Genomic DNA, 24,390 nt, shown 5'->3' with positions numbered 1-24,390 from the left:
AAACGCCCGGAGCAATCCGGGCGTTTTTGTTTATGTGGAACAGGGACCTGTGGCTTTTGCGGTTGGTCGGCGTCTCCAGCCACCTGCGGCGGGCTCAGCCCTGTTCGCGGATGTTATAACGGGTGAGGACGGAAAGCCGGCGAACGAGATCGGTCTGGCCGGTGCTGCCGGTCTTCGCATAGATCGACTTGGCGTTGCTGCGCACCGTTTCGTGGGAAATCTGCAATTGCTTCGCCACGGCGGGAAGCGAAAGCCCCTTCATGATTTCCAGCGCCACACGGGCCTCGCCCCTGGTGAGGTCGTAAAGCCCCTTTAGCAGTGAGGTCGCGTCGGCGACGGTGCCCATGGGTTGCGATATCAGCACGATGGCGCAGCCTTTCGGGGACAGATCCAGTGCGTTCCTGCGCAACGGTATGACGTGCAGGATGCAGGACCGATCTTCGCCGGTCGGCAGCGGGAACGAGCCGATATTATGCCCGGCAAGCGCCTTATAGAGCAGCCGGTTCACTCTTTCGTCGGCTATCACGATTCTGTCGTGGGCGCGGGTGGAAATACATTTCCTGAGGGAGAGAAACATGTCGTTTGCAGAAAGCACACGGCCGCTCGCCTGAAGCACCGCCGCCGGCGCCCCGATGGCGTTCAGTCCAAGCGTCATGGCGTCGGCTTTCTGCCGCTGCAGCCGGGTTGCCAGCGTGAGGCTGCGGGCAATATGCGGTCTCAGCCGGTCGAGCGCCGCCATGGTTTCCGGCCCTATGACGCCGCTATCGAGCTTGCGTTCGAAAAGCACCGTCATTGCCGGATGGTCGGGCGGCGCAACCTGGGTGGCCGCGCCATATCCCAGTCCGCGCGGTATCAGGAAATCGCGCACGATCGGCAGTCCTGCCCATTCATCATGGGTGAAGACATCGAAATCCTGCACGAAGGAAAATTGCCCCTCACGGACTGCGCGGGTCAGGCGGTCGTTTCGGCGGTTCCAGCCGCCATCCATGAAGGCCTGCATCAGTTCCTGGAAATTGGGCGTGTAAAGCCAGGCTTCTTCTTCACCCTTGCCCCAGGTAAGGGCGCCACCCCAGAAATCCAGCCGGTGACCGATGGCGGCAATGACCTGTGCCCAACGATCGGGGAAAAGCGCTGCCTCATAAATGTCATCGATAATGTCTGCCGACAATATAGTATTCAACCCGTCACTGGAATCTTGTGTCGGGGCTATTTAAACATCATATTTCGGTATTGTTCAACGTATAATCAAATAATACTATTGTATTCAAAGTATATAATCTATGAGTGACTTAATATATTGACCAATTTTCCAAAGGGATCGCGCAGAAACAGCCGGCGCACGCCCCAGGCCTCGGTAACCGGGCCATAGTCGATCGGCAAGCCCGCTTTCAGGATTCTTTCGTGAATCTCTTCGAAATTATCGACCTCGATGGAAAGGTCCGGCACTGCCGCGCCGGAGCCGCCTTCGCTTGCGAAGCTGACCTGCGCCCTGGCTTCGAGCGGACTGGCATAGGTCAGGATCCAGCCGTGGTCCATGGCGACGGTCATGCCGAGAATATCGCCATAGAACGCCTGAGCCCGCGCGGGTTCCGGCGTTGCGATGTTGGCGACGACACGTCTTACTGCCACGGACCTGCGCCTCAGGCGAAGCGGATGATGGCGACTTCGCCTTCGAGCGCGCCCTGATAGGCGGAGGCGTGCGGCTCTTCATCCGGCACGTCGGTCAGCATGCCGATCTGGTCGAGATCGGCTTCGATGAAACCTTCCTCGGAAAGCGCGTTCAGCGTTTCGCGCACGGCGGTATCGTCGTCCGGCGCCCGCAGGATGACGTGGATGTCGATGCCCTCGGAATTGTCGGTCTCATAGGCCTTGCCGATGACGATGAAGACCATCGGCTCGTCGCGTCCGTTGTCGTTGTCGGGGAGGGTGCTCATGACGCGGTTCCTTGATCTGTCGTTGCTGTGATGCGGGCCGAGGGAATCGGTCCCGCCCATGGCGGAGCCGCTCCGGCCCGCCATGGGGAATCAATAGACGGATTTTATGAAAAGCCAAAGCGTGGAGGTCAAAATCGCTGCCTTCTGTGCCGACTTATGTTAAAGCGGGTTGGAAATGGCCCGGACGTGGGCTTTGCGGCCATGGGTGGCGGCGCAAAATGTGGATTCACCCTTGACGAAAGCTGGCTAAAACAGTAGTACGCCCGCCATCGGAGCCTCTGTGGGTGCTGGCCGTTCGGTAACCTTTTTCCCGAACATCATCTCAAACGGGTCTCCATTGCACGTAGAAGACACGAATGTTGCACGCAAGACGCCTCATCCGGTGTCCTCTGCTCTTGGTGGTCCATCCGTGAAAACGGATCGGGCCACGTTTTGCGCATGAGGATATATGCGTGCATCGTCGCCGGCAACGGCATAGCCGCCACCCGTGAGGGTGGCTAAAGTAGTTTTTGCAAGGGATGGTTATATGCCTACCGTAAACCAGCTGATCCGCAAGCCTCGCCAGGCACAGGTAAAGCGCAACAAGGTTCCTGCTCTTCAGGAAAACCCGCAGAAGCGTGGTGTTTGCACCCGCGTTTACACGACGACCCCGAAGAAGCCGAACTCGGCTCTGCGTAAGGTTGCCAAGATCCGCCTCACCAACGGCTTCGAAGTCATCGGCTACATTCCGGGCGAAGGTCACAACCTCCAGGAACACTCCGTGGTCATGATCCGCGGCGGCCGCGTAAAGGACTTGCCGGGCGTGCGTTACCACATCATCCGCGGTGTTCTCGATACCCAGGGCGTCAAGAACCGCAAGCAGCGCCGCTCCAAGTACGGTGCGAAGCGTCCGAAGTAATTCGGGTTTAAACAAATTCCGGCGCTGCGCGAGGTTCTCCGCGTGGTTTAGCGTCAATAACATTGAGAGACAAAGAATATGTCCCGTCGCCATAGTGCAGAAAAGCGTGAGATCAACCCGGACCCGAAGTTCGGCGATCTGGTCGTCACCAAGTTCATGAACGCCATCATGCTTCACGGCAAGAAGTCGGTCGCAGAAAGCATCGTTTACGGCGCATTCGACGTCGTTCAGGGCAAGACGAAGCAGGAGCCGCTCGGCGTGTTCCACTCCGCCCTCGACAACGTTGCTCCGCACGTTGAAGTGCGTTCGCGCCGCGTTGGTGGTGCCACGTATCAGGTTCCCGTCGACGTTCGCCCCGAGCGCCGTCAGGCCCTCGCTATCCGCTGGCTGATCACGGCTGCCCGCAAGCGCAACGAAACGACCATGGTCGATCGCCTTTCCGGCGAACTCATGGACGCTGCGAACAACCGCGGTTCCGCTGTCAAGAAGCGCGAAGACACGCACAAGATGGCCGACGCCAACCGCGCATTCTCGCATTACCGCTGGTAATCTTAACCGGTCGCATATCGAAAGGCAGTCCATTATGGCTCGCGAATATAAAATCGAAGACTACCGCAATTTCGGTATCATGGCGCATATCGACGCCGGCAAGACGACGACCACCGAGCGTATCCTTTATTACACCGGTAAGTCGCACAAGATCGGCGAAGTTCACGATGGCGCTGCCACGATGGACTGGATGGAGCAGGAGCAGGAGCGTGGTATCACCATCACCTCCGCAGCCACCACGACCTTCTGGAAGGGTCGCGACGGCAAGATGCGCCGCTTCAACATCATCGACACCCCCGGCCACGTCGACTTCACCATTGAAGTCGAGCGTTCGCTGCGCGTTCTCGACGGCGCCATCGCGCTGCTCGACGCCAACGCCGGTGTTGAGCCGCAGACGGAAACCGTCTGGCGCCAGGCCGAGAAGTATCATGTTCCGCGCATGATCTTCTGCAACAAGATGGACAAGACCGGTGCTGACTTCTACCGCTCGGTAGAAATGATCAAGACCCGTCTCGGCGCCATCGCTGTTGTCATGCAGCTGCCGATCGGCGCTGAGACCGAGTTCAAGGGCGTTATCGACCTGATCGAGATGAACGCACTCATCTGGCGCGACGAATCGCTCGGCGCTCAGTGGGACGTTGTCGAAATCCCGGAAGACATGAAGGCCAAGGCTGACGAATATCGCGAAAAGCTGATCGAGACCGTTGTCGAGATCGACGAAGAAGCGATGGAAGACTACCTGAACGGCATCATGCCCGACAACGACAAGATCCGTGCGCTCGTTCGCCGCGGCACCATCGACGTGAAGTTCCACCCGATGTTCTGCGGTACCGCGTTCAAGAACAAGGGCGTTCAGCCGCTTCTCGACGCTGTTGTCGACTACCTGCCTTCTCCGCTGGACATCCCGGCGATCAAGGGTATCGACTTCAAGACCGAAGCCGAAATCGAGCGTCATGCCGACGACAGCGAGCCGCTTTCCATGCTCGCGTTCAAGATCATGAACGACCCCTTCGTCGGTTCGCTGACCTTCGCACGTATCTACTCGGGCAAGCTCGAAAAGGGTACGTCTGTCATCAACACGGTCAAGGACAAGCGCGAGCGCGTCGGCCGTATGCTGCAGATGCACTCCAACAGCCGTGAAGACATCGAAGAAGCCTTTGCCGGCGACATCGTTGCTCTGGCTGGCCTCAAGGAAACCACCACTGGCGATACGCTCTGCGATCCGCTGAAGCCGGTTATCCTCGAGCGCATGGAATTCCCCGAGCCGGTCATCCAGATCGCGATCGAGCCGAAGACCAAGGGCGACCAGGAAAAGATGGGCCTCGCGCTCAACCGTCTGGCTGCTGAAGATCCTTCGTTCCGCGTCAAGACGGATGAAGAATCCGGTCAGACGATCATCGCGGGCATGGGCGAACTTCACCTCGACATTCTCGTTGACCGTATGCGTCGCGAGTTCAAGGTTGAAGCAACCGTCGGCGCGCCGCAGGTTGCCTACCGCGAAACGATCACGCGTCAGCACGAAGAAGACTACACGCACAAGAAGCAGTCCGGTGGTACCGGTCAGTTCGCTCGCGTGAAGATCATCTTCGAACCGAACCCCGAAGGCGAAGACTTCAAGTTCGAGTCGAAGATCGTCGGCGGTGCTGTTCCGAAGGAATACATCCCGGGCGTTCAGAAGGGTATCGAAAGCGTTCTGTCTTCCGGTCCGCTGGCTGGCTTCCCGATGCTCGGCGTCAAGGCGACGCTGGTCGACGGTGCATTCCACGATGTTGACTCGTCGGTTCTCGCCTTCGAAATCGCATCGCGTGCCTGCTTCCGTGAAGCAGCGAAGAAGGCTGGTGCACAGCTTCTCGAGCCGATGATGAAGGTCGAAGTCGTAACGCCGGAAGACTATGTCGGTGACGTTATCGGCGACCTGAACTCCCGTCGTGGTCAGATCCAGGGCCAGGAAAGCCGTGGTATCGCCGTCGTCATCAACGCGCATGTTCCGCTTGCGAACATGTTCAAGTACGTCGACAACCTGCGCTCCATGTCGCAGGGCCGTGCACAGTACTCGATGACGTTCGACCACTATTCGCCGGTTCCGTCGAACGTGGCGCAGGAAATCCAGGCTAAGTACTCCGGTCAGAAGTGATCGGGGTACGCCCCACCGAATTTTGAAGATTATTCCCGTCAAGGGACAAGAATGGAGAGCCACTAATGGCAAAGAGCAAGTTTGAGCGCAATAAGCCGCACGTCAACATTGGCACGATCGGTCACGTTGACCATGGCAAGACGTCGCTGACGGCAGCGATCACGAAGTTCTTCGGCGAATTCAAGGCGTATGACCAGATCGACGCGGCGCCTGAAGAAAAGGCCCGTGGTATCACGATTTCGACGGCACACGTTGAATACGAAACGCCTGCCCGTCACTATGCGCACGTCGACTGCCCCGGCCACGCCGACTACGTGAAGAACATGATCACCGGTGCTGCCCAGATGGACGGCGCGATCCTGGTTTGCTCGGCTGCCGACGGCCCGATGCCGCAGACCCGCGAGCACATCCTGCTTGCCCGTCAGGTTGGCGTTCCGGCGATCGTCGTGTTCCTCAACAAGGTCGACCAGGTTGACGACGCCGAGCTTCTCGAGCTTGTCGAGCTTGAAGTTCGCGAACTTCTGTCGTCCTACGACTTCCCGGGCGACGATATTCCGATCATCAAGGGTTCGGCACTTGCTGCTCTTGAAGACTCCGACAAGAAGATCGGTGAAGACGCGATCCGCGAGCTGATGGCTGCGGTTGACGCCTACATCCCGACGCCTGAGCGTCCGATCGACCAGCCGTTCCTGATGCCGATCGAAGACGTGTTCTCGATCTCCGGCCGTGGTACGGTTGTGACGGGTCGCGTTGAGCGCGGTATCGTCAAGGTTGGTGAAGAAGTCGAAATCGTCGGCATCCGTCCGACCTCGAAGACGACGGTTACCGGCGTTGAAATGTTCCGCAAGCTGCTCGACCAGGGCCAGGCCGGCGACAACATCGGTGCACTGGTTCGCGGTGTTAACCGTGACGGCGTCGAGCGTGGTCAGATCCTGTGCAAGCCGGGTTCTGTCAAGCCGCACAAGAAGTTCAAGGCTGAAGCCTACATCCTGACGAAGGAAGAAGGCGGCCGTCATACGCCGTTCTTCACGAACTACCGTCCGCAGTTCTACTTCCGCACGACGGACGTAACGGGCATCGTTACGCTTCCGGAAGGCACGGAAATGGTTATGCCTGGCGACAACGTGACCGTTGACGTCGAGCTGATCGTTCCGATCGCGATGGAAGAAAAGCTGCGCTTCGCTATCCGCGAAGGCGGCCGTACCGTCGGCGCAGGCATCGTTGCCTCGATCGTCGAGTAATTTCGACCTTTGAAATTCAGACTGGCGGCGGTGTGAACAACACCGCCGCCGGACTTTTGGTAAAAAGCCTGGCGGCGTTGCATTTTTAGTGCTTGAAAAATTCGGTGAAAGCGCGTAAACGCGCACTCACACTCACCGCTGGATTCGCAAGCGATTGCGAAACGCGGTGTTTTAGCAATACAGACAACTGAAATGATTGGGATGCGACAGCGCATTTCTCTCGATTTTTGAAAATCTGCGGCGCCACGATCAATAGAAGTTCATGTGTTTCCGCGTGCGGAAACGAATAACAAAGAACAAGGACAAGACGAATGAACGGCCAGAATATCCGTATCCGCCTCAAGGCGTTCGATCACCGGATCCTCGATGCCTCTACCCGTGAAATCGTGTCGACCGCAAAGCGCACCGGCGCCAGCGTTCGCGGCCCGGTTCCGCTCCCCACCCGCATCGAAAAGTTTACCGTCAACCGCTCTCCTCACGTTGATAAGAAGAGCCGTGAACAGTTCGAAATGCGGACGCACAAGCGTCTTCTCGATATCGTTGACCCCACCCCGCAGACTGTCGATGCTCTGATGAAGCTCGACCTCGCTGCTGGCGTTGACGTGGAAATCAAGCTCTAAGACCCGGCCCGATCCATTCAAGGTGAGGGCTGAAGTAACAAGGCCGGACTTCACCTTTGGGTGAAGGCCAATAACAAGGAAGGTACGTGGAGCAATCCAACGACTTCCAAACCGGAGACCGGAAACATCGTGAGATGTCGAAGGGCACTCCTTAACAAAGGCCAGAGAGGGTTTTCCCTTCAAGGCTCGCAAGAGGATGAACCAATGCGTTCAGGTGTGATTGCACAGAAAGTGGGTATGACACGCGTCTATAACGACGCAGGTGAACATATCCCCGTAACAGTATTGCGACTGGATAACGTACAAGTCGTTGCCCAGCGCACGGAAGACAAGAATGGCTATACCGCAGTTCAGCTCGGTGCCGGCCAGTCCAAGGTCAAGAACACGACGAAGGCGCTTCGCGGTCATTTTGCCGCTGCCAATGTCGAACCGAAAGCCAAGCTCGTCGAGTTCCGGGTTTCCCCCGAGAACCTGATCGACATCGGTGCAACACTGACCGCAAATCATTTTCAGTCCGGCCAGCTGGTCGACGTCACTGGAACCACGATCGGTAAAGGTTTTGCCGGTGCTATGAAGCGTCACAACTTCGGTGGTGGCCGCGCTTCGCACGGTAACTCCGTATCGCACCGTGCACACGGTTCGACCGGTAACAACCAGGATCCGGGCCGCGTCTGGAAGGGCAAGCGCATGGCTGGTCATATGGGCCAGACGCGCGTTACGACCCAGAACCTCGAAGTCGTTTCGACCGATGAAGACCGTGGCCTCATCCTCGTGAAGGGTGCAGTTCCCGGCTCGAAGGGTTCCTGGATCATCGTCCGCGACGCCGTCAAGTCGGCTGCGAAGTAAGGGAGCCTTATCATGGAATTGAACGTCAAGACCCTCGAGGGAAAAGACGCCGGCAAGGTTTCTCTGTCGGATGAGATCTTCGGCCTCGACCCCCGCCAGGACATCCTGGCCCGCATGGTTCGCTGGCAGCTTGCAAAGAAGCAGCAGGGAACCCACAAGTCCAAGAACCGGTCGGAAGTTTCCCGCACCGGCGCGAAGATGTACAAGCAGAAGGGTACGGGCCGCGCTCGTCACCATTCGGCTCGCGCACCGCAGTTCCGCGGCGGCGGCAAGGCCCACGGCCCGGTCGTTCGCAGCCATGCACACGATCTTCCGAAGAAGGTTCGTGCGCTCGCTCTGCGTCACGCCCTGTCTGCAAAGCTGAAGGCTGAAGAACTGATCATCGTCGATCAGCTCGTCGCGTCCGAAGCAAAGACCAAGGCTCTGCTGGGCAGCTTCGCTTCGCTTGGCCTGACCAACGCTCTCGTTATCGGCGGCGCCGAACTTGATGGCAACTTCAAGCTCGCTGCTCAGAACATCCCGAACGTGGACGTTCTGCCGGTTCAGGGCATCAATGTTTACGACATCCTGCGCCGTGGCAAGCTGGTGCTTTCCAAGGCTGCTGTAGAGGCTCTGGAGGAGCGGTTCAAATGACGGATCTTCGCCACTACGATGTGATCGTATCTCCTTCGATCACGGAAAAGTCGACGCTGGTATCCGAACAGAACCAGGTCGTATTCAACGTCGCCAAGAACGCTTCCAAGCCTGAAATCAAGGCTGCCGTGGAAGCTCTCTTCGGCGTCAAAGTCACGGCTGTGAACACGCTTATCCGCAAGGGTAAGACCCGTCGTTTCCGTGGATTCGCCGGTAAGCTGAAGGACGTCAAGAAAGCCGTCGTCACGCTCGCCGAAGGTCAATCCATCGACGTGTCCACCGGACTCTAAAGGTTAGGCCCAAGCGGGCAAAGACCCAAAAGGGAACAAGAAAATGGCATTGAAAAGTTTCAATCCGACCACGCCGAGCCAGCGCCAGCTGGTTATCGTGGACCGCGCTTCGCTCTACAAGGGCAAGCCGGTAAAGGCTCTCACCCAGGGCCTCAGCTCCAAGGGTGGCCGTAACAACCAGGGCCGGATCACCGTCCGTTTCCAGGGCGGCGGTCACAAGCGGACCTACCGTCTGGTTGACTTCAAGCGTCGCAAGTTCGACGTAGAAGGCACCGTTGAGCGTCTGGAATACGACCCCAACCGCACCGCGTTCATCGCGCTGGTTACGTATACCGACGGCGAACAGGCTTACATTCTCGCGCCACAGCGTCTCGCTGCCGGTGACAAGGTGATCGCCTCCGACAAGGCAGTGGACGTGAAGCCCGGCAACACCATGCCGCTTCAGTACATTCCGGTCGGTTCGATCATCCACAACGTCGAGATGAAGCCGGGCAAGGGCGGTCAGATCGCTCGCTCCGCCGGTACGTATGTCCAGCTCGTCGGCCGCGATGCCGGCATGGCCATCCTGCGTCTCAACTCGGGCGAACAGCGTCTGGTGCACGGCTCCTGCCTCGCATCGATCGGCGCTGTTTCGAACTCGGACCACGCCAACATCAACGACGGCAAGGCCGGTCGTTCCCGTTGGCGCGGCAAGCGTCCGCACGTTCGCGGCGTCGTCATGAACCCGGTCGACCACCCGCACGGTGGTGGTGAAGGTCGCACGTCGGGTGGTCGCCACCCGGTTACTCCGTGGGGCAAGCCCACGAAGGGCAAGCGCACCCGTTCGAACAAGTCGACCGACAAGTTCATCATGCGCTCGCGCCATCAGCGTAAGAAGTAAGAGAGGTAGTCACTAATGGCTCGTTCAGTATGGAAAGGTCCGTTTGTTGACGGCTATCTTCTCACCAAGGCTGAGAAGGTGCGCGAGAGCGGACGTAACGAAGTAATCAAGATCTGGAGCCGTCGCTCCACGATCCTGCCGCAGTTCGTTGGTCTGACCTTCGGCGTCTACAACGGCAGCAAGCATGTGCCCGTCTCCGTCAACGAAGACATGGTCGGACACAAGTTCGGTGAATTCTCTCCGACCCGTACCTATTACGGTCACGGCGCGGACAAGAAGGCAAAGAGGAAGTAATCATGGCGAAGGCTAAGACCGAACGCCGGCTGAAGGACAACGAGGCTCAGGCCGTTGCCCGTACGCTCCGCGTCAGCCCCCAGAAACTGAACCTGGTTGCCGCTCTTATCCGTGGCAAGAAGGTTGATCGCGCTCTCGCCGAGCTCGAATTCTCCCGCAAGCGCATTGCAGGCACCGTCAAGAAGACGCTGGAATCTGCAATTGCCAATGCGGAAAACAACCACGACCTCGACGTCGACGCTCTCGTCGTCGCCGAGGCCTATGTTGGCAAGTCCATCACCATGAAGCGTTTCCACGCTCGTGGCCGTGGTCGTGCTTCCCGCATCGAAAAGCCGTTCGCTCACCTCACGATCGTTGTTCGTGAAGTCGAGGAAAAAGGGGAGGCCGCATAATGGGTCAGAAAATCAATCCGATCGGCTTCCGCCTCGGCATCAACCGTACCTGGGATAGCCGCTGGTACGCTGACACCGCAGAATACGGCAAGCTGCTGCATGAAGACCTGAAGATCCGGGCTTACCTGATCAAGGAACTCAAGCAGGCCGGTATAGCCAAGGTCGTCATCGAGCGTCCGCACAAGAAGTGCCGCGTTACGATCCACTCGGCTCGTCCGGGTCTGATCATCGGCAAGAAGGGTGCGGACATCGAGAAGCTTCGCAAGAAGCTTTCCGAAATGACCAACTCCGAAACGCACCTCAACATCGTTGAAGTGCGCAAGCCGGAAATCGACGCGACGCTGGTTGCCCAGTCGATCGCTCAGCAGCTCGAGCGCCGCGTGGCTTTCCGCCGTGCGATGAAGCGTGCTGTTCAGTCCGCAATGCGTCTTGGCGCCGAAGGCATCAAGATCACCTGCGGCGGCCGTCTCGGCGGTGCAGAAATCGCTCGTACCGAATGGTACCGCGAAGGTCGCGTTCCGCTGCACACGCTGCGTGCGGACATCGACTACGGCACGGCTGAAGCTGAAACCGCATTCGGCATTTGCGGCATCAAGGTCTGGATCTTCAAGGGCGAAATCCTTGAGCACGATCCGATGGCTTCTGAGCGTCGCGGTCTCGAAGGCGACGCACAGGGCCCTGCAAGCCGTGAGCGTGGCGATCGTCCCGATCGTCGTCGCGAAAACGCTTGATTGACGCTGGCGAAAGATAAGCTCGGAGAAGTAAGAAAATGTTGCAGCCAAAGCGTACTAAGTACCGTAAGCAGTTCAAGGGACGCATCAAGGGCGTCGCCAAGGGCGGCTTTGACCTGGCATTCGGTGAATTCGGCTTGAAGTCGCAGGAACCGAACCGCGTGAATGCGCGCGAGATCGAAGCGGCCCGCCGCGCGATCACGCGTTACATGAAGCGCGCAGGTCGCGTGTGGATCCGCGTATTCCCCGACGTTCCGGTCACGGCAAAGCCGACCGAAGTTCGTATGGGTAAGGGCAAGGGTTCGGTCGATTACTGGGCATGCAAGGTCAAGCCCGGTCGTATGATGTTCGAGATCGACGGTGTGTCCGAGGAGATCGCCCGTGAGGCGCTTCGTCTCGGCGCTGCCAAGCTCTCGGTCAAGACGCGCTTCGTACAGCGCATCGCAGAGTAAGGAGCAAGGCACATGAAAGCCGATGAAGTTCGCGGCCTCAGCGCCGACCAGCTCAAGGACAAGCTCGCCGATCTGAAGAAGGAGCAGTTCAACCTGCGCTTCCAGAAGGCAACTGGTCAGCTGGAGAAGTCCTCGCGCATCAACGAAGTCCGCAAGGATATCGCCCGCGTTAAAACCATTGCCCGCCAGAAGGCGGCAGAAGCCAAGGCCTAAGGAAGAATAATATGCCGAAACGCATTCTGCAGGGCGTCGTAGTGTCCGACAAGAACGAGAAGACTGTCGTGGTCCGGGTTGAGCGCCGATTCGCTCACCCGCTGCTTCAGAAGACCGTTCGTCGTTCGAAGAAGTACAAGGCACACGACGAAAACAATCAGTATAAGGTCGGCGATGTCGTTTCCATCGAGGAATGCGCACCGATCTCCAAGGACAAGCGCTGGACGGTCGTTTCCGCCCAGGCTTAATTTCATCAGAATCGCGCCAGGTGTCTTGCACTTGGCGCGAATTCCTGTATGAAGCACCGCAAGGACGCTCGTGAATCGAGCGTCTTTTGCTTTGATGCGCACGGAAGGTCCTTCGGGAAACCACCCTGTCACGACATTTCCGCGCAAAAAAAGAGATATTCATAAGCTGGGGCAGGGGGCTTACTCGGGAGAGTTTGCCCAACCGTCCCGGTAACAACAAGAAGGCGACCTGACATGATTCAGATGCAAACAAACCTCGACGTGGCGGATAATTCCGGCGCACGTCGTGTCATGTGCATCAAGGTGCTGGGCGGCTCGAAGCGCAAATATGCTTCTGTTGGCGACATTATTGTCGTTTCCATCAAGGAAGCTATTCCGCGCGGCCGCGTCAAGAAGGGCGACGTGATGAAGGCGGTTGTCGTGCGCACCGCCAAGGACATCCGCCGCGCTGACGGCAGCGTCATCCGTTTCGATAACAACGCAGCCGTTCTTATCGACAACAAGAAAGAGCCCATCGGCACCCGTATCTTCGGACCGGTTCCGCGCGAACTTCGCGCCAAGAACCACATGAAGATCATCTCGCTGGCTCCGGAAGTACTGTAAGGAGCGAATGCGATGCAGAAGATTCGTAAAGGCGACAAGGTTGTCGTATTGACCGGTAAGGACAAGGGTCGTACCGGCGAAGTAATCCAGGTTTTGCCGAAGGAAGATCGGGCCGTTGTGCGTGGCGTTAACATGGTGAAGCGTCACCAGCGCCAGACCCAGGCCCAGGAAGCCGGCATCATCAACAAGGAAGCATCCTTGCACATCTCCAACATCGCCATCGTCGACAAGGATGGCAAGCCGACCCGCGTTGGCTTCTCGGTTGTGGATGGCAAGAAGGTCCGCGTGGCCAAGCGTTCGGGAGAAGTGATCGATGGCTGATAAGTACGAGCCGCGTCTCAAGACGGAATACGTTTCCCGTATCCGTGGCGCCATGCAGGAGAAGTTCTCCTACGCCAACGTGATGATGATCCCGAAGCTTGAAAAGATCGTGATCAACATGGGTGTTGGCGAGGCGACTGCCGACTCCAAGAAGCCCACCATCGCTGCCGGTGACCTGGCTGCGATCGCCGGCCAGAAGCCGGTCGTTACCCGCGCTCGCAACTCGATCGCAGGTTTCAAGGTTCGCGAAGGCATGCCGATCGGTGCGAAGGTTACCCTTCGTGGCGCCCGCATGTACGAATTCCTTGATCGTCTGGTCAACATCGCGCTTCCGCGCGTTCGCGACTTCCGGGGCCTGAACCCGAAGAGCTTTGACGGCCGTGGCAACTTCGCCATGGGCATCAAGGAACACATTGTGTTCCCTGAGATCAACTACGATAAGGTTGATCAGATGTGGGGCATGGACATCATCGTTTGCACGACGGCGACGTCGGACGACGAAGCTCGGGCTCTGCTGACAGAGTTCAACTTCCCGTTCCGTCACTAACCGTAACGACGAGCGTAGAAAAGGAACTCCGATATGGCGAAAACAAGCGCAGTTGAAAAGAACAAGCGCCGCCGCAAGTCGGTCGCCCAGCAGGCCGCCAAGCGCGCCGCACTGAAGGCGATCGTGATGAACCAGTCCCTTCCGATCGAAGACCGGTTCAAGGCCACTCTGAAGCTCGCTTCGCTGCCGCGTGACGGCTCGAAGACGCGTATCCGCAACCGCTGCGAAGTAACGGGCCGTCCGCGCGCGTTCTATCGCAAGCTCAAGATGTCGCGTATCGCGCTTCGTGAGCTGGGCAATTCCGGCAAGGTGCCGGGCATTGTCAAGTCGAGCTGGTAAGGAGACGGGCACATGACCATGACTGATCCTTTGGGTGATATGCTCACCCGCATCCGCAATGGTGCTGCTCGCCGCAAGTCTTCGGTAAGCACGCCGGCTTCCAGCCTCCGCGCACGCGTTCTCGACGTGCTGCAGGCTGAAGGCTACATTCGCGGTTATTCCAAGGTCGATTTCGAAAACGGCAAGTCCGAATTCACGATCGAGCTGAAGTACTACGAAGGCGCGTCCGTGATCCGTGAGATCGGCCGCGTTTCCAAACCGGGCCGCCGGGTTTATGTCTCGGTAAAGTCCATTCCGCAGGTCGCGAACGGCCTCGGCATCACCATCCTTTCGACCCCGAAGGGCGTGATGGCCGATCACCAGGCTCGCGAACAGAACGTTGGTGGCGAGGTTCTTTGCTCGGTCTTCTAAGACCCGAGCAAGGATCTCCATAACGAACAGACAGGATTGAATAATGTCTCGTATCGGTAAAAAGCCCGTTCCGGTTCCAGCAGGTGTGACGGCCAATGTCGACGGCCAGAAGGTTACTGCTAAGGGCCCGAAGGGTGAACTGTTTTTCGTCGCTAACGACGACATTCAGCTGAAGCTCGAAGATAACGGCGTTTCCGTAACGCCGGCTAACGGCACCAAGGAAGCTCGTTCGAAGTGGGGCATGTCCCGCACGATGATCGAGAACATCTTCAAGGGTGTTAAGGACGGCTATGAGCGCAAGCTCGAAATCAACGGCGTTGGTTACCGTGCCGCCATGCAGGGCAAGAACCTGCAGCTGGCTCTCGGCTTCAGCCACGACGTTGTTTACGAGCCTCCGGTCGGCATCACCATTGCCGTTCCGAAGCCCACGGAAATCATCGTTTCCGGCATCAACAAGCAGCAGGTTGGCCAGGTAGCCGCGGAAATCCGCGAATACCGCGGTCCCGAGCCCTACAAGGGCAAGGGCGTGAAGTACGCTGAAGAGCGTATTGTCCGCAAAGAAGGCAAGAAGAAGTAAGGATCACGCGAAATGGCTAGCAGGAAAGAAGCACTTGCACGTCGCGCGAGCCGCGTGCGCCGCCAGATCAAGGCGGTTGCCAACGGCCGCCCGCGCCTGTCGGTTCATCGCTCGTCGAAGAACATCTACGCCCAGATCATCGATGACGTTGCTGGCAAGACGCTTGCGTCTGCCTCCACGCTCGAAGCCGATCTGCGCGGCTCGCTCAAGACCGGCGCCGACGTTGCAGCAGCAACCGTCGTAGGCAAGCTGGTTGCCGAGCGTGGCGTCAAGGCTGGCGTCAAGGATGTCGTATTCGACCGTGGCGCGTTCATCTACCACGGCCGCATCAAGGCCCTGGCAGACGCTGCCCGCGAAGGCGGCCTGAACTTCTGAGTGCATGACCCTTTCGATTTTTTGAGATCGAAAGAAAGGATCATGCACCAACAAAGATGCTGCAGCGCTTTTCGCGCTGCAGCTTCCGCCCGGACAACGATCCGGGCGGAATTTCACCGGACCATGCGGATCTCTTCATCGGGGCCGCTGGTCTTTTCGTTTGCCGTTCCACCCGCAAAAGAAAAAGGACAAGGACAATGGCACAGGATAAAAGAGGTTCCCGCGAAGAGCGTCAGAACCGCGAAGAGCGCGATAGCGAATTCGTCGACAAGCTGGTCGCGATCAACCGCGTTGCAAAGGTTGTTAAGGGTGGCCGTCGCTTCGGCTTCGCCGCTCTCGTCGTCGTTGGCGACCAGAAGGGCCGCGTCGGCTTCGGTCACGGCAAGGCTCGTGAAGTTCCGGAAGCAATCCGCAAGGCAACTGAAAGCGCAAAGCGCGATCTGATCTTCGTTCCGCTGCGTGATGGCCGTACGCTTCATCACGACGTCAATGGCCGTCACGGCGCAGGCAAGGTTCTGCTGCGTTCGGCCAAGGCCGGTACCGGTATCATCGCCGGTGGTCCGATGCGCGCCGTTTTCGAAACGCTCGGCGTTCATGACGTTGTTGCCAAGTCGACCGGTTCTTCGAACCCGTACAACATGGTTCGCGCTACGTTCGACGCTCTGAAGCATCAGGTTCATCCGAAGGACATCGCTGCACAGCGCGGTCTGAAGTATGCGACCCTTCAGGCTCGTCGTGCCGCTTCCGGCAACGCTTCTGAAGAATAAGGAGCTGGATCATGGCCAAGAAGACTACTGAAGCCAAGAAGACTGTTACGGTCGAACAGATCGGCAGCCCCATTCGCCGCCCGGCAATCCAGCGCCAGACGCTGATCGGCCTGGGTCTCAACAAGATGCATCGTCAGCGCACCCTGGAAGACACTCCGGCGGTTCGCGGCATGATCCGTGCGGTCCAGCATCTCGTTCGCGTCGTTGACGAGAAGTGAGACGGAGTAACCTATCATGAAACTCAATGAAATCAGAGACAACGAAGGCGCCTCCAAGGACCGTATCCGCGTAGGTCGCGGTATCGGTTCCGGCAAGGGCAAGACCGGTGGTCGCGGTGTGAAGGGCCAGAAGGCTCGTTCGGGCGTCGCCATCAACGGTTTCGAAGGCGGTCAGATGCCCATCTACCGTCGTCTGCCGAAGCGCGGTTTCAACAACATCTTCGCTTCCGAATATGTTGTCGTATCGCTCGGCCGCATTCAGACCGCCATCGACGCCAAGAAGCTTGACGCTTCCGCAACGATCGATGCCGCTGCTCTCAAGGCTGCCGGCGTTATCCGCCGCGCCAAGGACGGCGTACGCATTCTCGCCGACGGCGAGCTGAAGGCCAAGGTCGCTTTCGAAGTTGCCGGCGCTTCCAAGCCCGCAATCGAAAAGATCGAAAAGGCTGGCGGTTCGATCAAGCTTCTCGCAGTTGCAGCAGAAGCCGCCGAGTAATATATAGACTTCAGACGCCCGGGGCTCGTCGCTCCGGGCGTTTGCGCTCCCTGGCCTATGGTGCTTTCGATCTAAATCGATTTATAGAGCATCAGGGCAATCTCTTCGCGGTGTGCTTCCACGGCCCCGCTTGCGGCAGAAAGTGCTGCAGGGAGAGCCTCACAGTTCTTGAACTTCCGTAGGGGAGGGGATAGGACATAAAAAACAGGGTGAGGCATGATGGCGGCTCAGAGCCGCGTTTGTCCGAAGCCCGGTTTTGACCAGTATCTTTTAGACCTTTCCGCATCGGCCGGTTGCGCTGGCTGGCAAGGGTCATTCGGAGAAATTTATGGCTTCAGCAGCGGAACAACTGGCTTCGAACCTGAATTTTTCGACCTTCGCTAAGGCGGAGGATCTGAAAAAGCGTCTCTGGTTTACTCTTGCCGCACTTCTCGTCTACCGTCTCGGCACCCACATTCCGCTTCCGGGCCTGAACCCCGAAGCCTATGCGCAGGCCTTCCGTGGCCAGGCCAACGGTATTCTCGGTCTTTTCAACATGTTTGCGGGTGGCGCCGTCGAGCGCATGGCGATCTTCGCGCTCGGCATCATGCCTTACATCTCCGCTTCGATCATCGTGCAGCTCATGACCTCGGTCGTGCCCTCGCTCGAAGCGTTGAAGAAGGAAGGCGAAGCCGGCCGCAAGATCATCAACCAGTATACGCGCTACGGCACGGTGCTGCTCGGCACGCTGCAGGCTTATGGCATTGCGGTCGGCCTCGAAAGCGGCAACGGCCTCGTGGTCGATCCGGGCTGGTTCTTCCGCATTTCCACCGTCATCACGCTGCTCGGCGGCACGATGTTCCTGATGTGGCTGGGTGAGCAGATCACCTCGCGCGGTATCGGCAACGGTATTTCGCTGATCATCTTCGCGGGCATCGCCGCAGGCCTGCCCAAGGCGCTGGCCGGCACGCTGGAACTCGGCCGTACCGGTGCGCTTTCCACCCCGCTCATCCTGACGGTCGTCGTGGTCGCCATCGGCGTCATCGCGCTCATCGTCTTCGTGGAGCGCGCCCAGCGCCGCCTGTTGATCCAATATCCGAAGCGACAGGTCGGCAATCGCATGTTCCAGGGCGATACCTCGCATTTGCCGCTGAAGCTCAACACGGCCGGCGTCATTCCCGCGATCTTTGCATCGTCGCTGCTGCTGCTGCCGGCAACGGCTGCGGGTTTTGCCGGAAACACCAACCTGCCGGGCTGGGCAACCTCGATCATCGCGTCGCTGCAGCACGGGCAGCCGCTGTTCATGGCGCTCTACGGCCTGCTGATCGCGTTCTTCGCGTTTTTCTATACGGCGATCGTCTTCAATCCGAAGGACACCGCAGATAACCTCAAGAAGCATGGTGGCTTCATTCCGGGCATCCGTCCGGGCGAGCGCACCGCGGAGTACATCGATTACGTCCTGACCCGCATCACCGTGGTCGGCGCGATTTATCTTGTCTTCGTCTGTATCCTTCCTGAGACACTTATCGCACGCACGGGCATTCCATTAGCCCTTGGTGGTACTTCGCTTTTGATCGTTGTCAGTGTAACTCTGGACACGGTTGCGCAAATTCAGGGCCACCTGATCGCGCAGCAGTATGAAGGGCTGATCAAGAAGTCGAAGTTGCGTGGAGGAAAGAGGGGACGATGAGACTGATATTTTTGGGTCCGCCGGGTGCGGGCAAGGGAACCCAGGCCAAGCGGCTGACGGACAAGTACGGGATCCCGCAGCTTTCCACCGGTGACATGCTTCGCGCTGCGGTCAGCGCGGGCACCGAAATCGGCAAACGCGCCAAGGCCGTCATGGACGCCGGCGGGCTTGTTTCCGACGATATCGTCAATCAGATCGTTTCCGAACGCATCGAAGCACCGGACTGTGCCAAGGGCTTTATTCTCGACGGCTATCCGCGCACCGTTCCGCAGGCCAAGGCGCTTGCCGAGAACATGCGCAAGAAGAATCTGGTCCTCGATGCCGTCATCGAACTCAAGGTGGACGAAGAGGCGTTGATTCGCCGAATCGAAAACCGCGTGGCTGAAACCATTGCCGCCGGCGGTACGGTTCGCTCGGATGACAATCCGGAAGCGTTCCGCAAGCGCCTGACGGAATATCGCGAGAAGACCGCGCCGCTGTCCGCCTATTACAGCGAACAGGGCGAGCTCGTGACGCTGGATGGCATGGCTGACGTCGATGCCGTCACCGAGGCTATCGAGCGCGTTCTCGAGAAAGCCTCCGCCTGATCGATGGAGCGGATGGGCGAGGCTGTTGCGCTCTTGCCCATATCTCGCTTGCGCATGGCGGCAGATCCTTTGGATCGTAAAAGAATCTTGGCGGAGCCGGTTGCTTTTTTGCGCTGATTCCGTTAAACACCGCGCCAACTCGCGACATCCCAAGCGACTGGCGCGGATTTCCCTAAGGGAAGGGAGATCCGGGTTCGGTCGTTTTGACTTGTCACGGACACCAATTTGAACTGGCGGTCTTGTCGGCCGCTCGAATGGAATCACCACTTGCCGGATGGCAACTGGAACCAAGGAGAAGAGACGTGGCACGTATCGCTGGCGTCAACATCCCGACCGCGAAGCGCGTTGTTATTGCGCTGACCTACATTCACGGGATCGGTCCGAAATTCGCGCAGGAAATCATGGACAAGGTCGGTCTTCCGGCTGAGAAGCGCGTTCATCAGCTGACGGATGCTGAAGTTCTTCAGATCCGCGAAGCCATCGACCGCGACTACCAGGTCGAAGGCGACCTGCGTCGTGAGACCTCGATGAACATCAAGCGTCTGATGGACCTCGGTTGCTACCGCGGCCTGCGTCACCGTCGTGGCCTTCCGGTCCGCGGTCAGCGCACGCACACCAACGCCCGCACCCGCAAGGGTCCGGCGAAGGCTATCGCTGGTAAGAAGAAGTAATTTTCCGGTTCTCCGGAAAGGGGAGGCTGGTGCAGTCCGCGCCAGCCTTTCTGAGTTTGGCGTGAAGCTCCGATGGGGTTGATCGCCGGTGTAGCCGCTGGTGTTACGGCGGTGAAGAGATCAATGAAAGGTATAAAATGGCCAAGGAAGCCGCACGTATTCGCCGTCGCGAACGTAAGAACATCACGTCGGGCGTCGCGCACGTCAACTCGACCTTCAACAACACGATGATCACCATCACCGACGCACAGGGCAATGCTATTGCCTGGTCGTCCGCTGGTGCCAAGGGCTTCAAGGGTTCGCGCAAGTCGACCCCGTTCGCTGCCCAGATCGCTGCTGAAGATTGCGCGAAGAAGGCTCAGGAACACGGCATGAAGTCGCTTGAAGTTGAAGTTTGCGGTCCGGGTTCCGGCCGTGAATCGGCACTTCGCGCCCTGCAGGCTGCCGGTTTCATGATCACTTCCATTCGCGACGTGACGCCGATCCCGCACAACGGTTGCCGTCCGCGCAAGAAGCGCCGCGTCTGACGCGACCGTGGTTCGGAAATTCCGCCTTACCTCAGGTCTGGCGGAATTTTCGTGTATCTGGCGTGTGCGCGTCGATTTCGATCGGCGGACTTGCGCTCAAGAACCCACCAATGAACCGCTGAATTAGGTTCCTCTCGGTGTTTTCATGCTCGGTCCGTCACGATTGGATGGTGGCGGCGAACGGAAGGTTTAAAGATGATTCAGAAGAACTGGCAGGAACTTATCAAGCCGAACAAGGTCGAGTTCACCTCGTCCAGCCGCACTAAGGCAACGCTGGTTGCCGAGCCGCTGGAGCGTGGTTTCGGTCTTACCCTCGGCAACGCGCTGCGTCGCGTTCTGTTGTCTTCTCTGCGTGGCGCCGCTGTGACGGCCGTGCAGATCGACGGTGTCCTGCACGAATTCTCCTCCATCCCCGGCGTTCGGGAAGATGTGACGGATATCGTGCTCAACATCAAGGAAATCGCCATCAAGATGGACGGCGATGATTCCAAGCGCATGGTCGTGCGCAAGCAGGGTCCGGGCGCCGTGACCGCTGGTGACATCCAGACGGTTGGCGATATCGAGATCCTGAACCCCGACCACGTGATCTGCACGCTGGACGATGGCGCTGAAATCCGCATGGAATTCACCGTCAACAACGGCAAGGGTTACGTACCGGCTGAGCGCAACCGCGCGGAAGATGCCCCGATTGGCCTCATTCCGGTGGACAGCCTCTATTCTCCGGTCAAGAAAGTGTCCTACAAGGTGGAAAACACCCGTGAAGGCCAGGTTCTCGACTATGACAAGCTGATCATGACGATCGAGACCAACGGTTCGGTTTCCGGCGAAGACGCCGTTGCCTTCGCCGCTCGCATTCTTCAGGACCAGCTCGGCGTCTTCGTCAACTTCGACGAGCCGCAGAAGGAAGCAGAAGAAGAATCGGTTACCGAACTCGCGTTCAACCCGGCGCTTCTCAAGAAGGTCGACGAGCTCGAACTGTCCGTTCGTTCGGCAAACTGCCTGAAGAACGACAACATCGTTTATATCGGCGACCTGATCCAGAAGACCGAAGCCGAAATGCTTCGCACGCCGAACTTCGGTCGCAAGTCGCTGAACGAAATCAAGGAAGTTCTCGCTTCCATGGGTCTGCACCTCGGCATGGAAGTGCCGGCATGGCCGCCTGAGAACATCGAAGATCTCGCAAAGCGTTACGAAGACCAGTACTAACAAACAAGAAGGCAGACCTCAAAGACTGCCTTTCCCCGTCAAACAGCAGATAAGTCATCTGCATGTGCCAGGAAACGGCAGGCCTTAGAGAAGGAACCTGCGTAGAAGGAGAATAGCAATGCGCCACGGTAATTCAGGCCGCAAGCTCAATAGAACCGCCAGCCACCGCAAGGCAATGTTTGCCAACATGGCTGCTTCGCTCATCACCCATGAGCAGATCGTAACCACGCTTCCGAAGGCGAAGGAAATTCGTCCGATCGTTGAGAAGCTCGTCACCCTCGGCAAGCGCGGCGACCTGCACGCTCGTCGTCAGGCGATCTCGCAGATCAAGGATCAGGATGCCGTTCGCAAGCTGTTCGACGCGATCGCAGCCCGCTACGCAAACCGCAACGGCGGCTACCTGCGTATCATGAAGGCCGGCTTCCGCCAGGGCGATAATGCCGCTCTCGCCGTCATCGAATTCGTCGAGCGCGACGTTGACGCCAAGGGCGCAGCCGACAAGGCTCGCGTTGCCGCTGAAGCTGCTGCTGCCGAAGCTGCATAAGGTTTGACGCCCGTTCAGGCGTCATGAGTTAAAAAAGCCGGGCGAGAGATCGCCCGGCTTTTTTTGTTGCTTCACTTTCCGGATTTAAGGCTGTCGACCCGGCAAGTAGCGGCTGATTTGACGAATAATGTCAACAAGTGTGGCCATCAGAACAATGCGGTCCGAAACATGATGCGCGAGCCAGAGCCTTTGCAGGTCTTCTTCTTTAACGTCGTCGTTCTCAATGCGTTCAACAAGCCCTGATAACGCCTGCCGATGAGCACTGTTCAAGGCGCGGCCAATTCGAGCAGGGTCGAAAGCCGCGCCAGTTGCCATTGTGTTGAATATTTCGGAGAGAGCCGTTTGACCGGAAATGGAGATTTCAGGGCGGTGGGCAGTTCGGAGGTTTTGATCGGTCGGCTTCATGATCGTGATGGGCGTTGCAGAGAGTTCCTGTCAGCGCGTCTCCCCCGCTTCCTTGCCATGATCGAGGGCCGTATCAGCCGATAGCCGAGCAGGATCACCATCGTGCTGATATAAAACACCGGCTCCAGCGTGACCGACTTTCGCGCCAGCACGAAATGCAGCACGCCGACGATGAGCACGAGATAGACGAGCTTATGCAGCGTGTTCCAGCGGCTGCCGAGTTTGCGGATCGACCAGCGGTTGGAGGTGAGCGCCAGCGGTATGAGCATGAGAAGCCCGGCCATGCCGAGCATGATATAGGGGCGCTTCAGAATATCGCCGGCGATGGAACCGAGGATCAGGCCACGGTCCAGCACCAGATAGACGGTGAAATGCGCCAGCACGTAATAAAAGGCGATCAGCCCCAGCGCGCGGCGATAGGCGATGAGGTTGATGTTGAAGAGATCGCGCAGCGGAGTCACCAGAAGCCCGAGGCACAGAAAGCGCAGCGCCCAGATGCCGAGCAGGTGCTCGAAATCCTTGACCGGATTGAAGCCGAGGCCGCCGGTTGCGGCGAGATAGAAATACCAGAGGCCCGGACAGAGGCCGATCACATAAAGCGACCAGATGGCCGCCGGCTGGTAACGCTTCGGCAGCGAGGGAAGAGGCAGGGCGAAGGCCATGGTCAATAATTCGCTTTCAGGTCCATGCCGGCATAGAGGCTCGCCACCTCGTCATAACCGTTGAACATCAGGGTAGGGCGGTTCTGGGTGCCAAAGAAGCCGCCTTCGCCGATGCGCTGTTCCGTCGCCTGGCTCCAGCGCGGATGGTCCACATTCGGGTTGACGTTGGAATAGAAGCCGTATTCGCGGGCATTGGAATTTTTCCAGGTCGTTTCCGGCTGTTTTTCGACGAGCGAAATGCGGACGATGGATTTGATACCCTTGAAGCCGTATTTCCACGGCACGACGAGGCGGATCGGCGCGCCGTTCTGGTTCGGCAGCGTCTCGCCGTAGAGGCCGAGGGCGAGGATGGTGAGCGGATGGCGCGCTTCATCGAGGCGAAGCCCCTCGACATAGGGCCAGGAGAGAGGCTGGAACAGGCCGCTTTGCCCCGGCATTTCGTCCGGCCGCACCACGGTTTCGAAAGCGACATATTTCGCGCTGCCAAGCGGCTCCACCTTGTCGAGAAGGGTGGCGAGCGGGAAGCCGATCCACGGAATGACCATCGACCAACCCTCGACGCAGCGCATGCGGTAAGTGCGCTCTTCGAGAGGATATTTCATCAGCTCTTCAATGCCGAATTCCTGTGGTTTGGAGACGAGGCCATCCACTTTCACCGTCCAGGGGGTAGGCTTGAACTTGCCGGAATTTTCCTTCGGGTCGGATTTTCCCACACCGAATTCGTAGAAATTATTATAGCTGGTGACAGCATCGAGCGGAGTGAGCTTCTCATCCAGCTTGTAGGCGCCGGGTTTTGCGGAAAGCGGCGCGGCAACAGCCTCGCGCCCGGCCAGCCCGATTGCCGCCAGCCCCGCCGCCGTGCCGAGGAAGCCACGTCTGGACAGGTAGATATTCTTCGGCGTGATTTCATTTGCCGAGATGAGGGGCGGGCGATAGGCGGGCATTGGAACCTCCACAAAAGCCGGGTACATCGGCGATAAATCGATTATGATAGCCAATACGGCCGCTGCACAGATATGTTTCAGCGCTCTGCGGAAAAACAACGGTGGGGCGGCGGAAATCGCGCATTTGTGATGAAGGCGCGGCCGGATAGCACGATGAAGAGAAAGC

37 protein-coding genes are annotated in these 24,390 nt (G+C 58.4%); 31 read left to right on the top strand and 6 right to left on the bottom strand.

Features of this window, described 5'->3' with window-relative positions; genetic code table 11:
* Positions 1 to 94: 94 nt before the first annotated feature.
* The 3 genes from FGF54_RS08550 to FGF54_RS08540 form a co-directional block, all read right to left on the bottom strand.
* Positions 95 to 1,180 carry a helix-turn-helix transcriptional regulator gene (locus FGF54_RS08550; RefSeq protein ID WP_142779423.1) on the bottom strand — a complete coding sequence of 362 codons (1,086 nt, stop codon included), beginning with the start codon at positions 1,178 to 1,180 and terminating at the stop codon, positions 95 to 97.
* Between the two features lie 98 nt (positions 1,181 to 1,278).
* Positions 1,279 to 1,629, bottom strand: a complete 351-nt coding sequence (locus FGF54_RS08545; protein ID WP_142779422.1) for a VOC family protein — start codon at positions 1,627 to 1,629, stop codon at positions 1,279 to 1,281.
* 11 nt (positions 1,630 to 1,640) lie between these two features.
* A complete protein-coding gene (locus FGF54_RS08540) occupies positions 1,641 to 1,934 on the bottom strand; it encodes a hypothetical protein (protein WP_035262574.1) in 294 nt (97 codons plus the stop codon).
* Positions 1,935 to 2,460: 526 nt separating this feature from the next.
* Here FGF54_RS08540 and rpsL point away from each other — a divergent pair.
* The 31 genes from rpsL to rplQ all read left to right on the top strand — a co-directional run bounded on the left by rpsL (position 2,461) and on the right by rplQ (position 22,213).
* Positions 2,461 to 2,832: a 30S ribosomal protein S12 gene (rpsL, locus tag FGF54_RS08535; protein WP_003507760.1), complete on the top strand. Its 372-nt coding sequence runs from the start codon at positions 2,461 to 2,463 to the stop codon at positions 2,830 to 2,832.
* A 78-nt stretch (positions 2,833 to 2,910) separates the two neighbouring features.
* The gene (gene rpsG / locus FGF54_RS08530; protein WP_003507761.1) at positions 2,911 to 3,381 is read left to right on the top strand and encodes a 30S ribosomal protein S7; all 471 of its coding nucleotides are present in this window, start codon (positions 2,911 to 2,913) and stop codon (positions 3,379 to 3,381) included.
* 34 nt (positions 3,382 to 3,415) lie between these two features.
* On the top strand, positions 3,416 to 5,515 hold the full coding sequence (gene fusA, locus FGF54_RS08525) for an elongation factor G (RefSeq protein ID WP_003523732.1): 2,100 nt from the start codon (positions 3,416 to 3,418) through the stop codon (positions 5,513 to 5,515).
* A gap of 65 nt (positions 5,516 to 5,580) precedes the next feature.
* Entirely contained in the window at positions 5,581 to 6,756 is a 1,176-nt protein-coding gene (gene tuf / locus FGF54_RS08520) for an elongation factor Tu (RefSeq protein ID WP_003525183.1), read from the top strand.
* A gap of 311 nt (positions 6,757 to 7,067) precedes the next feature.
* Positions 7,068 to 7,376, top strand: coding sequence for a 30S ribosomal protein S10 (gene rpsJ, locus FGF54_RS08515; protein WP_003507767.1), 309 nt, complete (start codon positions 7,068 to 7,070; stop codon positions 7,374 to 7,376).
* Positions 7,377 to 7,580: 204 nt separating this feature from the next.
* Positions 7,581 to 8,222: a 50S ribosomal protein L3 gene (gene rplC / locus FGF54_RS08510; RefSeq protein ID WP_003507769.1), complete on the top strand. Its 642-nt coding sequence runs from the start codon at positions 7,581 to 7,583 to the stop codon at positions 8,220 to 8,222.
* Positions 8,223 to 8,234: 12 nt separating this feature from the next.
* Positions 8,235 to 8,855 (top strand): 50S ribosomal protein L4, encoded by a 621-nt coding sequence (gene rplD, locus FGF54_RS08505; protein ID WP_003495173.1) that lies wholly within the window; start codon positions 8,235 to 8,237, stop codon positions 8,853 to 8,855.
* Positions 8,852 to 9,145, top strand: a complete 294-nt coding sequence (locus FGF54_RS08500; RefSeq protein ID WP_003521003.1) for a 50S ribosomal protein L23 — start codon at positions 8,852 to 8,854, stop codon at positions 9,143 to 9,145. Before rplD ends, FGF54_RS08500 begins: the two co-directional genes overlap by 4 nt.
* Positions 9,146 to 9,188: 43 nt before the next feature.
* Positions 9,189 to 10,025: a 50S ribosomal protein L2 gene (rplB, locus tag FGF54_RS08495; RefSeq protein ID WP_003521004.1), complete on the top strand. Its 837-nt coding sequence runs from the start codon at positions 9,189 to 9,191 to the stop codon at positions 10,023 to 10,025.
* Positions 10,026 to 10,040: 15 nt separating this feature from the next.
* Positions 10,041 to 10,319, top strand: a complete 279-nt coding sequence (rpsS, locus tag FGF54_RS08490) for a 30S ribosomal protein S19 (protein ID WP_003507772.1) — start codon at positions 10,041 to 10,043, stop codon at positions 10,317 to 10,319.
* Between the two features lie 2 nt (positions 10,320 to 10,321).
* Entirely contained in the window at positions 10,322 to 10,711 is a 390-nt protein-coding gene (gene rplV / locus FGF54_RS08485; protein ID WP_003521005.1) for a 50S ribosomal protein L22, read from the top strand.
* Entirely contained in the window at positions 10,711 to 11,442 is a 732-nt protein-coding gene (gene rpsC, locus FGF54_RS08480) for a 30S ribosomal protein S3 (RefSeq protein WP_003495188.1), read from the top strand. The genes rplV and rpsC overlap by 1 nt, the downstream gene beginning before the upstream one ends.
* 38 nt (positions 11,443 to 11,480) lie before the next feature.
* Positions 11,481 to 11,894, top strand: a complete 414-nt coding sequence (rplP, locus tag FGF54_RS08475; RefSeq protein WP_003495190.1) for a 50S ribosomal protein L16 — start codon at positions 11,481 to 11,483, stop codon at positions 11,892 to 11,894.
* Positions 11,895 to 11,906: 12 nt separating this feature from the next.
* Entirely contained in the window at positions 11,907 to 12,107 is a 201-nt protein-coding gene (rpmC, locus tag FGF54_RS08470) for a 50S ribosomal protein L29 (RefSeq protein WP_003495193.1), read from the top strand.
* A gap of 11 nt (positions 12,108 to 12,118) precedes the next feature.
* Positions 12,119 to 12,355 (top strand): 30S ribosomal protein S17, encoded by a 237-nt coding sequence (rpsQ, locus tag FGF54_RS08465; RefSeq protein ID WP_003495195.1) that lies wholly within the window; start codon positions 12,119 to 12,121, stop codon positions 12,353 to 12,355.
* Between the two features lie 234 nt (positions 12,356 to 12,589).
* On the top strand, positions 12,590 to 12,958 hold the full coding sequence (gene rplN, locus FGF54_RS08460; protein WP_003495199.1) for a 50S ribosomal protein L14: 369 nt from the start codon (positions 12,590 to 12,592) through the stop codon (positions 12,956 to 12,958).
* A gap of 12 nt (positions 12,959 to 12,970) precedes the next feature.
* Positions 12,971 to 13,279, top strand: coding sequence for a 50S ribosomal protein L24 (gene rplX / locus FGF54_RS08455; RefSeq protein ID WP_003521006.1), 309 nt, complete (start codon positions 12,971 to 12,973; stop codon positions 13,277 to 13,279).
* A complete protein-coding gene (gene rplE / locus FGF54_RS08450) occupies positions 13,272 to 13,826 on the top strand; it encodes a 50S ribosomal protein L5 (RefSeq protein ID WP_003495201.1) in 555 nt (184 codons plus the stop codon). Before rplX ends, rplE begins: the two co-directional genes overlap by 8 nt.
* A gap of 33 nt (positions 13,827 to 13,859) precedes the next feature.
* A complete protein-coding gene (rpsN, locus tag FGF54_RS08445) occupies positions 13,860 to 14,165 on the top strand; it encodes a 30S ribosomal protein S14 (protein ID WP_003507785.1) in 306 nt (101 codons plus the stop codon).
* 12 nt (positions 14,166 to 14,177) lie between these two features.
* Complete coding sequence (gene rpsH / locus FGF54_RS08440) at positions 14,178 to 14,576, top strand: 30S ribosomal protein S8 (RefSeq protein WP_003521007.1); 399 nt, start codon at positions 14,178 to 14,180, stop codon at positions 14,574 to 14,576.
* Between the two features lie 43 nt (positions 14,577 to 14,619).
* The gene (gene rplF, locus FGF54_RS08435; protein ID WP_003495204.1) at positions 14,620 to 15,153 is read left to right on the top strand and encodes a 50S ribosomal protein L6; all 534 of its coding nucleotides are present in this window, start codon (positions 14,620 to 14,622) and stop codon (positions 15,151 to 15,153) included.
* A gap of 12 nt (positions 15,154 to 15,165) precedes the next feature.
* On the top strand, positions 15,166 to 15,528 hold the full coding sequence (rplR, locus tag FGF54_RS08430) for a 50S ribosomal protein L18 (protein ID WP_003521008.1): 363 nt from the start codon (positions 15,166 to 15,168) through the stop codon (positions 15,526 to 15,528).
* Positions 15,529 to 15,725: 197 nt separating this feature from the next.
* A complete protein-coding gene (gene rpsE, locus FGF54_RS08425; protein ID WP_004442585.1) occupies positions 15,726 to 16,295 on the top strand; it encodes a 30S ribosomal protein S5 in 570 nt (189 codons plus the stop codon).
* Between the two features lie 11 nt (positions 16,296 to 16,306).
* A complete protein-coding gene (rpmD, locus tag FGF54_RS08420) occupies positions 16,307 to 16,513 on the top strand; it encodes a 50S ribosomal protein L30 (protein ID WP_020812287.1) in 207 nt (68 codons plus the stop codon).
* 16 nt (positions 16,514 to 16,529) lie between these two features.
* Positions 16,530 to 17,009, top strand: a complete 480-nt coding sequence (gene rplO / locus FGF54_RS08415; protein ID WP_003521009.1) for a 50S ribosomal protein L15 — start codon at positions 16,530 to 16,532, stop codon at positions 17,007 to 17,009.
* Between the two features lie 328 nt (positions 17,010 to 17,337).
* Positions 17,338 to 18,678, top strand: a complete 1,341-nt coding sequence (secY, locus tag FGF54_RS08410) for a preprotein translocase subunit SecY (RefSeq protein WP_003521010.1) — start codon at positions 17,338 to 17,340, stop codon at positions 18,676 to 18,678.
* A complete protein-coding gene (locus FGF54_RS08405; protein ID WP_003521011.1) occupies positions 18,675 to 19,265 on the top strand; it encodes an adenylate kinase in 591 nt (196 codons plus the stop codon). Before secY ends, FGF54_RS08405 begins: the two co-directional genes overlap by 4 nt.
* Positions 19,266 to 19,567: 302 nt before the next feature.
* A complete protein-coding gene (rpsM, locus tag FGF54_RS08400) occupies positions 19,568 to 19,936 on the top strand; it encodes a 30S ribosomal protein S13 (protein WP_035263425.1) in 369 nt (122 codons plus the stop codon).
* A gap of 137 nt (positions 19,937 to 20,073) precedes the next feature.
* On the top strand, positions 20,074 to 20,463 hold the full coding sequence (gene rpsK, locus FGF54_RS08395) for a 30S ribosomal protein S11 (protein ID WP_003521013.1): 390 nt from the start codon (positions 20,074 to 20,076) through the stop codon (positions 20,461 to 20,463).
* A 195-nt stretch (positions 20,464 to 20,658) separates the two neighbouring features.
* On the top strand, positions 20,659 to 21,669 hold the full coding sequence (locus FGF54_RS08390) for a DNA-directed RNA polymerase subunit alpha (RefSeq protein ID WP_003495228.1): 1,011 nt from the start codon (positions 20,659 to 20,661) through the stop codon (positions 21,667 to 21,669).
* Positions 21,670 to 21,787: 118 nt separating this feature from the next.
* Positions 21,788 to 22,213, top strand: coding sequence for a 50S ribosomal protein L17 (rplQ, locus tag FGF54_RS08385; RefSeq protein ID WP_003521014.1), 426 nt, complete (start codon positions 21,788 to 21,790; stop codon positions 22,211 to 22,213).
* An 84-nt stretch (positions 22,214 to 22,297) separates the two neighbouring features.
* Here rplQ and FGF54_RS08380 read toward each other — a convergent pair whose 3' ends face one another.
* From FGF54_RS08380 to msrP, 3 genes are read right to left on the bottom strand one after another with little or no spacing between them, the layout of a single operon-like run.
* Positions 22,298 to 22,618, bottom strand: coding sequence for a hypothetical protein (locus FGF54_RS08380; RefSeq protein WP_142779421.1), 321 nt, complete (start codon positions 22,616 to 22,618; stop codon positions 22,298 to 22,300).
* Positions 22,615 to 23,280, bottom strand: coding sequence for a protein-methionine-sulfoxide reductase heme-binding subunit MsrQ (gene msrQ / locus FGF54_RS08375; RefSeq protein WP_142779420.1), 666 nt, complete (start codon positions 23,278 to 23,280; stop codon positions 22,615 to 22,617). The genes FGF54_RS08380 and msrQ overlap by 4 nt, the downstream gene beginning before the upstream one ends.
* A gap of 2 nt (positions 23,281 to 23,282) precedes the next feature.
* Positions 23,283 to 24,224, bottom strand: a complete 942-nt coding sequence (gene msrP / locus FGF54_RS08370; protein WP_142779419.1) for a protein-methionine-sulfoxide reductase catalytic subunit MsrP — start codon at positions 24,222 to 24,224, stop codon at positions 23,283 to 23,285.
* Positions 24,225 to 24,390: the final 166 nt, after the last annotated feature.

It is taken from the genome of Agrobacterium sp. T29 (assembly GCF_006970545.1).
Lineage (GTDB): Bacteria > Pseudomonadota > Alphaproteobacteria > Rhizobiales > Rhizobiaceae > Agrobacterium > Agrobacterium leguminum.
The sequence above is the reverse complement of the archived record's forward strand: the minus strand, read 5'-3'. Positions and strand labels throughout refer to the sequence as shown.

Coding starts and splice junctions, on each gene's coding strand:
- rpsE (WP_004442585.1), top strand. CDS start 15,726: ATGGCACAGGATAAAAGAGGTTCCCGCGAAGAGCGTCAGAACCGCGAA.
- rplN (WP_003495199.1), top strand. CDS start 12,590: ATGATTCAGATGCAAACAAACCTCGACGTGGCGGATAATTCCGGCGCA.
- rplB (WP_003521004.1), top strand. CDS start 9,189: ATGGCATTGAAAAGTTTCAATCCGACCACGCCGAGCCAGCGCCAGCTG.
- rpmD (WP_020812287.1), top strand. CDS start 16,307: ATGGCCAAGAAGACTACTGAAGCCAAGAAGACTGTTACGGTCGAACAG.
- msrP (WP_142779419.1), bottom strand. CDS start 24,224: ATGCCCGCCTATCGCCCGCCCCTCATCTCGGCAAATGAAATCACGCCG.
- rpsS (WP_003507772.1), top strand. CDS start 10,041: ATGGCTCGTTCAGTATGGAAAGGTCCGTTTGTTGACGGCTATCTTCTC.
- secY (WP_003521010.1), top strand. CDS start 17,338: ATGGCTTCAGCAGCGGAACAACTGGCTTCGAACCTGAATTTTTCGACC.
- FGF54_RS08500 (WP_003521003.1), top strand. CDS start 8,852: ATGACGGATCTTCGCCACTACGATGTGATCGTATCTCCTTCGATCACG.
- rpsJ (WP_003507767.1), top strand. CDS start 7,068: ATGAACGGCCAGAATATCCGTATCCGCCTCAAGGCGTTCGATCACCGG.
- rpsG (WP_003507761.1), top strand. CDS start 2,911: ATGTCCCGTCGCCATAGTGCAGAAAAGCGTGAGATCAACCCGGACCCG.
- rplX (WP_003521006.1), top strand. CDS start 12,971: ATGCAGAAGATTCGTAAAGGCGACAAGGTTGTCGTATTGACCGGTAAG.
- FGF54_RS08405 (WP_003521011.1), top strand. CDS start 18,675: ATGAGACTGATATTTTTGGGTCCGCCGGGTGCGGGCAAGGGAACCCAG.
- rpsQ (WP_003495195.1), top strand. CDS start 12,119: ATGCCGAAACGCATTCTGCAGGGCGTCGTAGTGTCCGACAAGAACGAG.
- rplD (WP_003495173.1), top strand. CDS start 8,235: ATGGAATTGAACGTCAAGACCCTCGAGGGAAAAGACGCCGGCAAGGTT.
- rplQ (WP_003521014.1), top strand. CDS start 21,788: ATGCGCCACGGTAATTCAGGCCGCAAGCTCAATAGAACCGCCAGCCAC.
- rplF (WP_003495204.1), top strand. CDS start 14,620: ATGTCTCGTATCGGTAAAAAGCCCGTTCCGGTTCCAGCAGGTGTGACG.
- rpmC (WP_003495193.1), top strand. CDS start 11,907: ATGAAAGCCGATGAAGTTCGCGGCCTCAGCGCCGACCAGCTCAAGGAC.
- rpsL (WP_003507760.1), top strand. CDS start 2,461: ATGCCTACCGTAAACCAGCTGATCCGCAAGCCTCGCCAGGCACAGGTA.
- msrQ (WP_142779420.1), bottom strand. CDS start 23,280: ATGGCCTTCGCCCTGCCTCTTCCCTCGCTGCCGAAGCGTTACCAGCCG.
- rplP (WP_003495190.1), top strand. CDS start 11,481: ATGTTGCAGCCAAAGCGTACTAAGTACCGTAAGCAGTTCAAGGGACGC.
- FGF54_RS08380 (WP_142779421.1), bottom strand. CDS start 22,618: ATGAAGCCGACCGATCAAAACCTCCGAACTGCCCACCGCCCTGAAATC.
- FGF54_RS08540 (WP_035262574.1), bottom strand. CDS start 1,934: ATGAGCACCCTCCCCGACAACGACAACGGACGCGACGAGCCGATGGTC.
- rplR (WP_003521008.1), top strand. CDS start 15,166: ATGGCTAGCAGGAAAGAAGCACTTGCACGTCGCGCGAGCCGCGTGCGC.
- rplO (WP_003521009.1), top strand. CDS start 16,530: ATGAAACTCAATGAAATCAGAGACAACGAAGGCGCCTCCAAGGACCGT.
- rplC (WP_003507769.1), top strand. CDS start 7,581: ATGCGTTCAGGTGTGATTGCACAGAAAGTGGGTATGACACGCGTCTAT.
- tuf (WP_003525183.1), top strand. CDS start 5,581: ATGGCAAAGAGCAAGTTTGAGCGCAATAAGCCGCACGTCAACATTGGC.
- fusA (WP_003523732.1), top strand. CDS start 3,416: ATGGCTCGCGAATATAAAATCGAAGACTACCGCAATTTCGGTATCATG.
- rpsC (WP_003495188.1), top strand. CDS start 10,711: ATGGGTCAGAAAATCAATCCGATCGGCTTCCGCCTCGGCATCAACCGT.
- rpsN (WP_003507785.1), top strand. CDS start 13,860: ATGGCGAAAACAAGCGCAGTTGAAAAGAACAAGCGCCGCCGCAAGTCG.
- rplV (WP_003521005.1), top strand. CDS start 10,322: ATGGCGAAGGCTAAGACCGAACGCCGGCTGAAGGACAACGAGGCTCAG.
- rpsH (WP_003521007.1), top strand. CDS start 14,178: ATGACCATGACTGATCCTTTGGGTGATATGCTCACCCGCATCCGCAAT.
- FGF54_RS08390 (WP_003495228.1), top strand. CDS start 20,659: ATGATTCAGAAGAACTGGCAGGAACTTATCAAGCCGAACAAGGTCGAG.
- rpsK (WP_003521013.1), top strand. CDS start 20,074: ATGGCCAAGGAAGCCGCACGTATTCGCCGTCGCGAACGTAAGAACATC.
- rplE (WP_003495201.1), top strand. CDS start 13,272: ATGGCTGATAAGTACGAGCCGCGTCTCAAGACGGAATACGTTTCCCGT.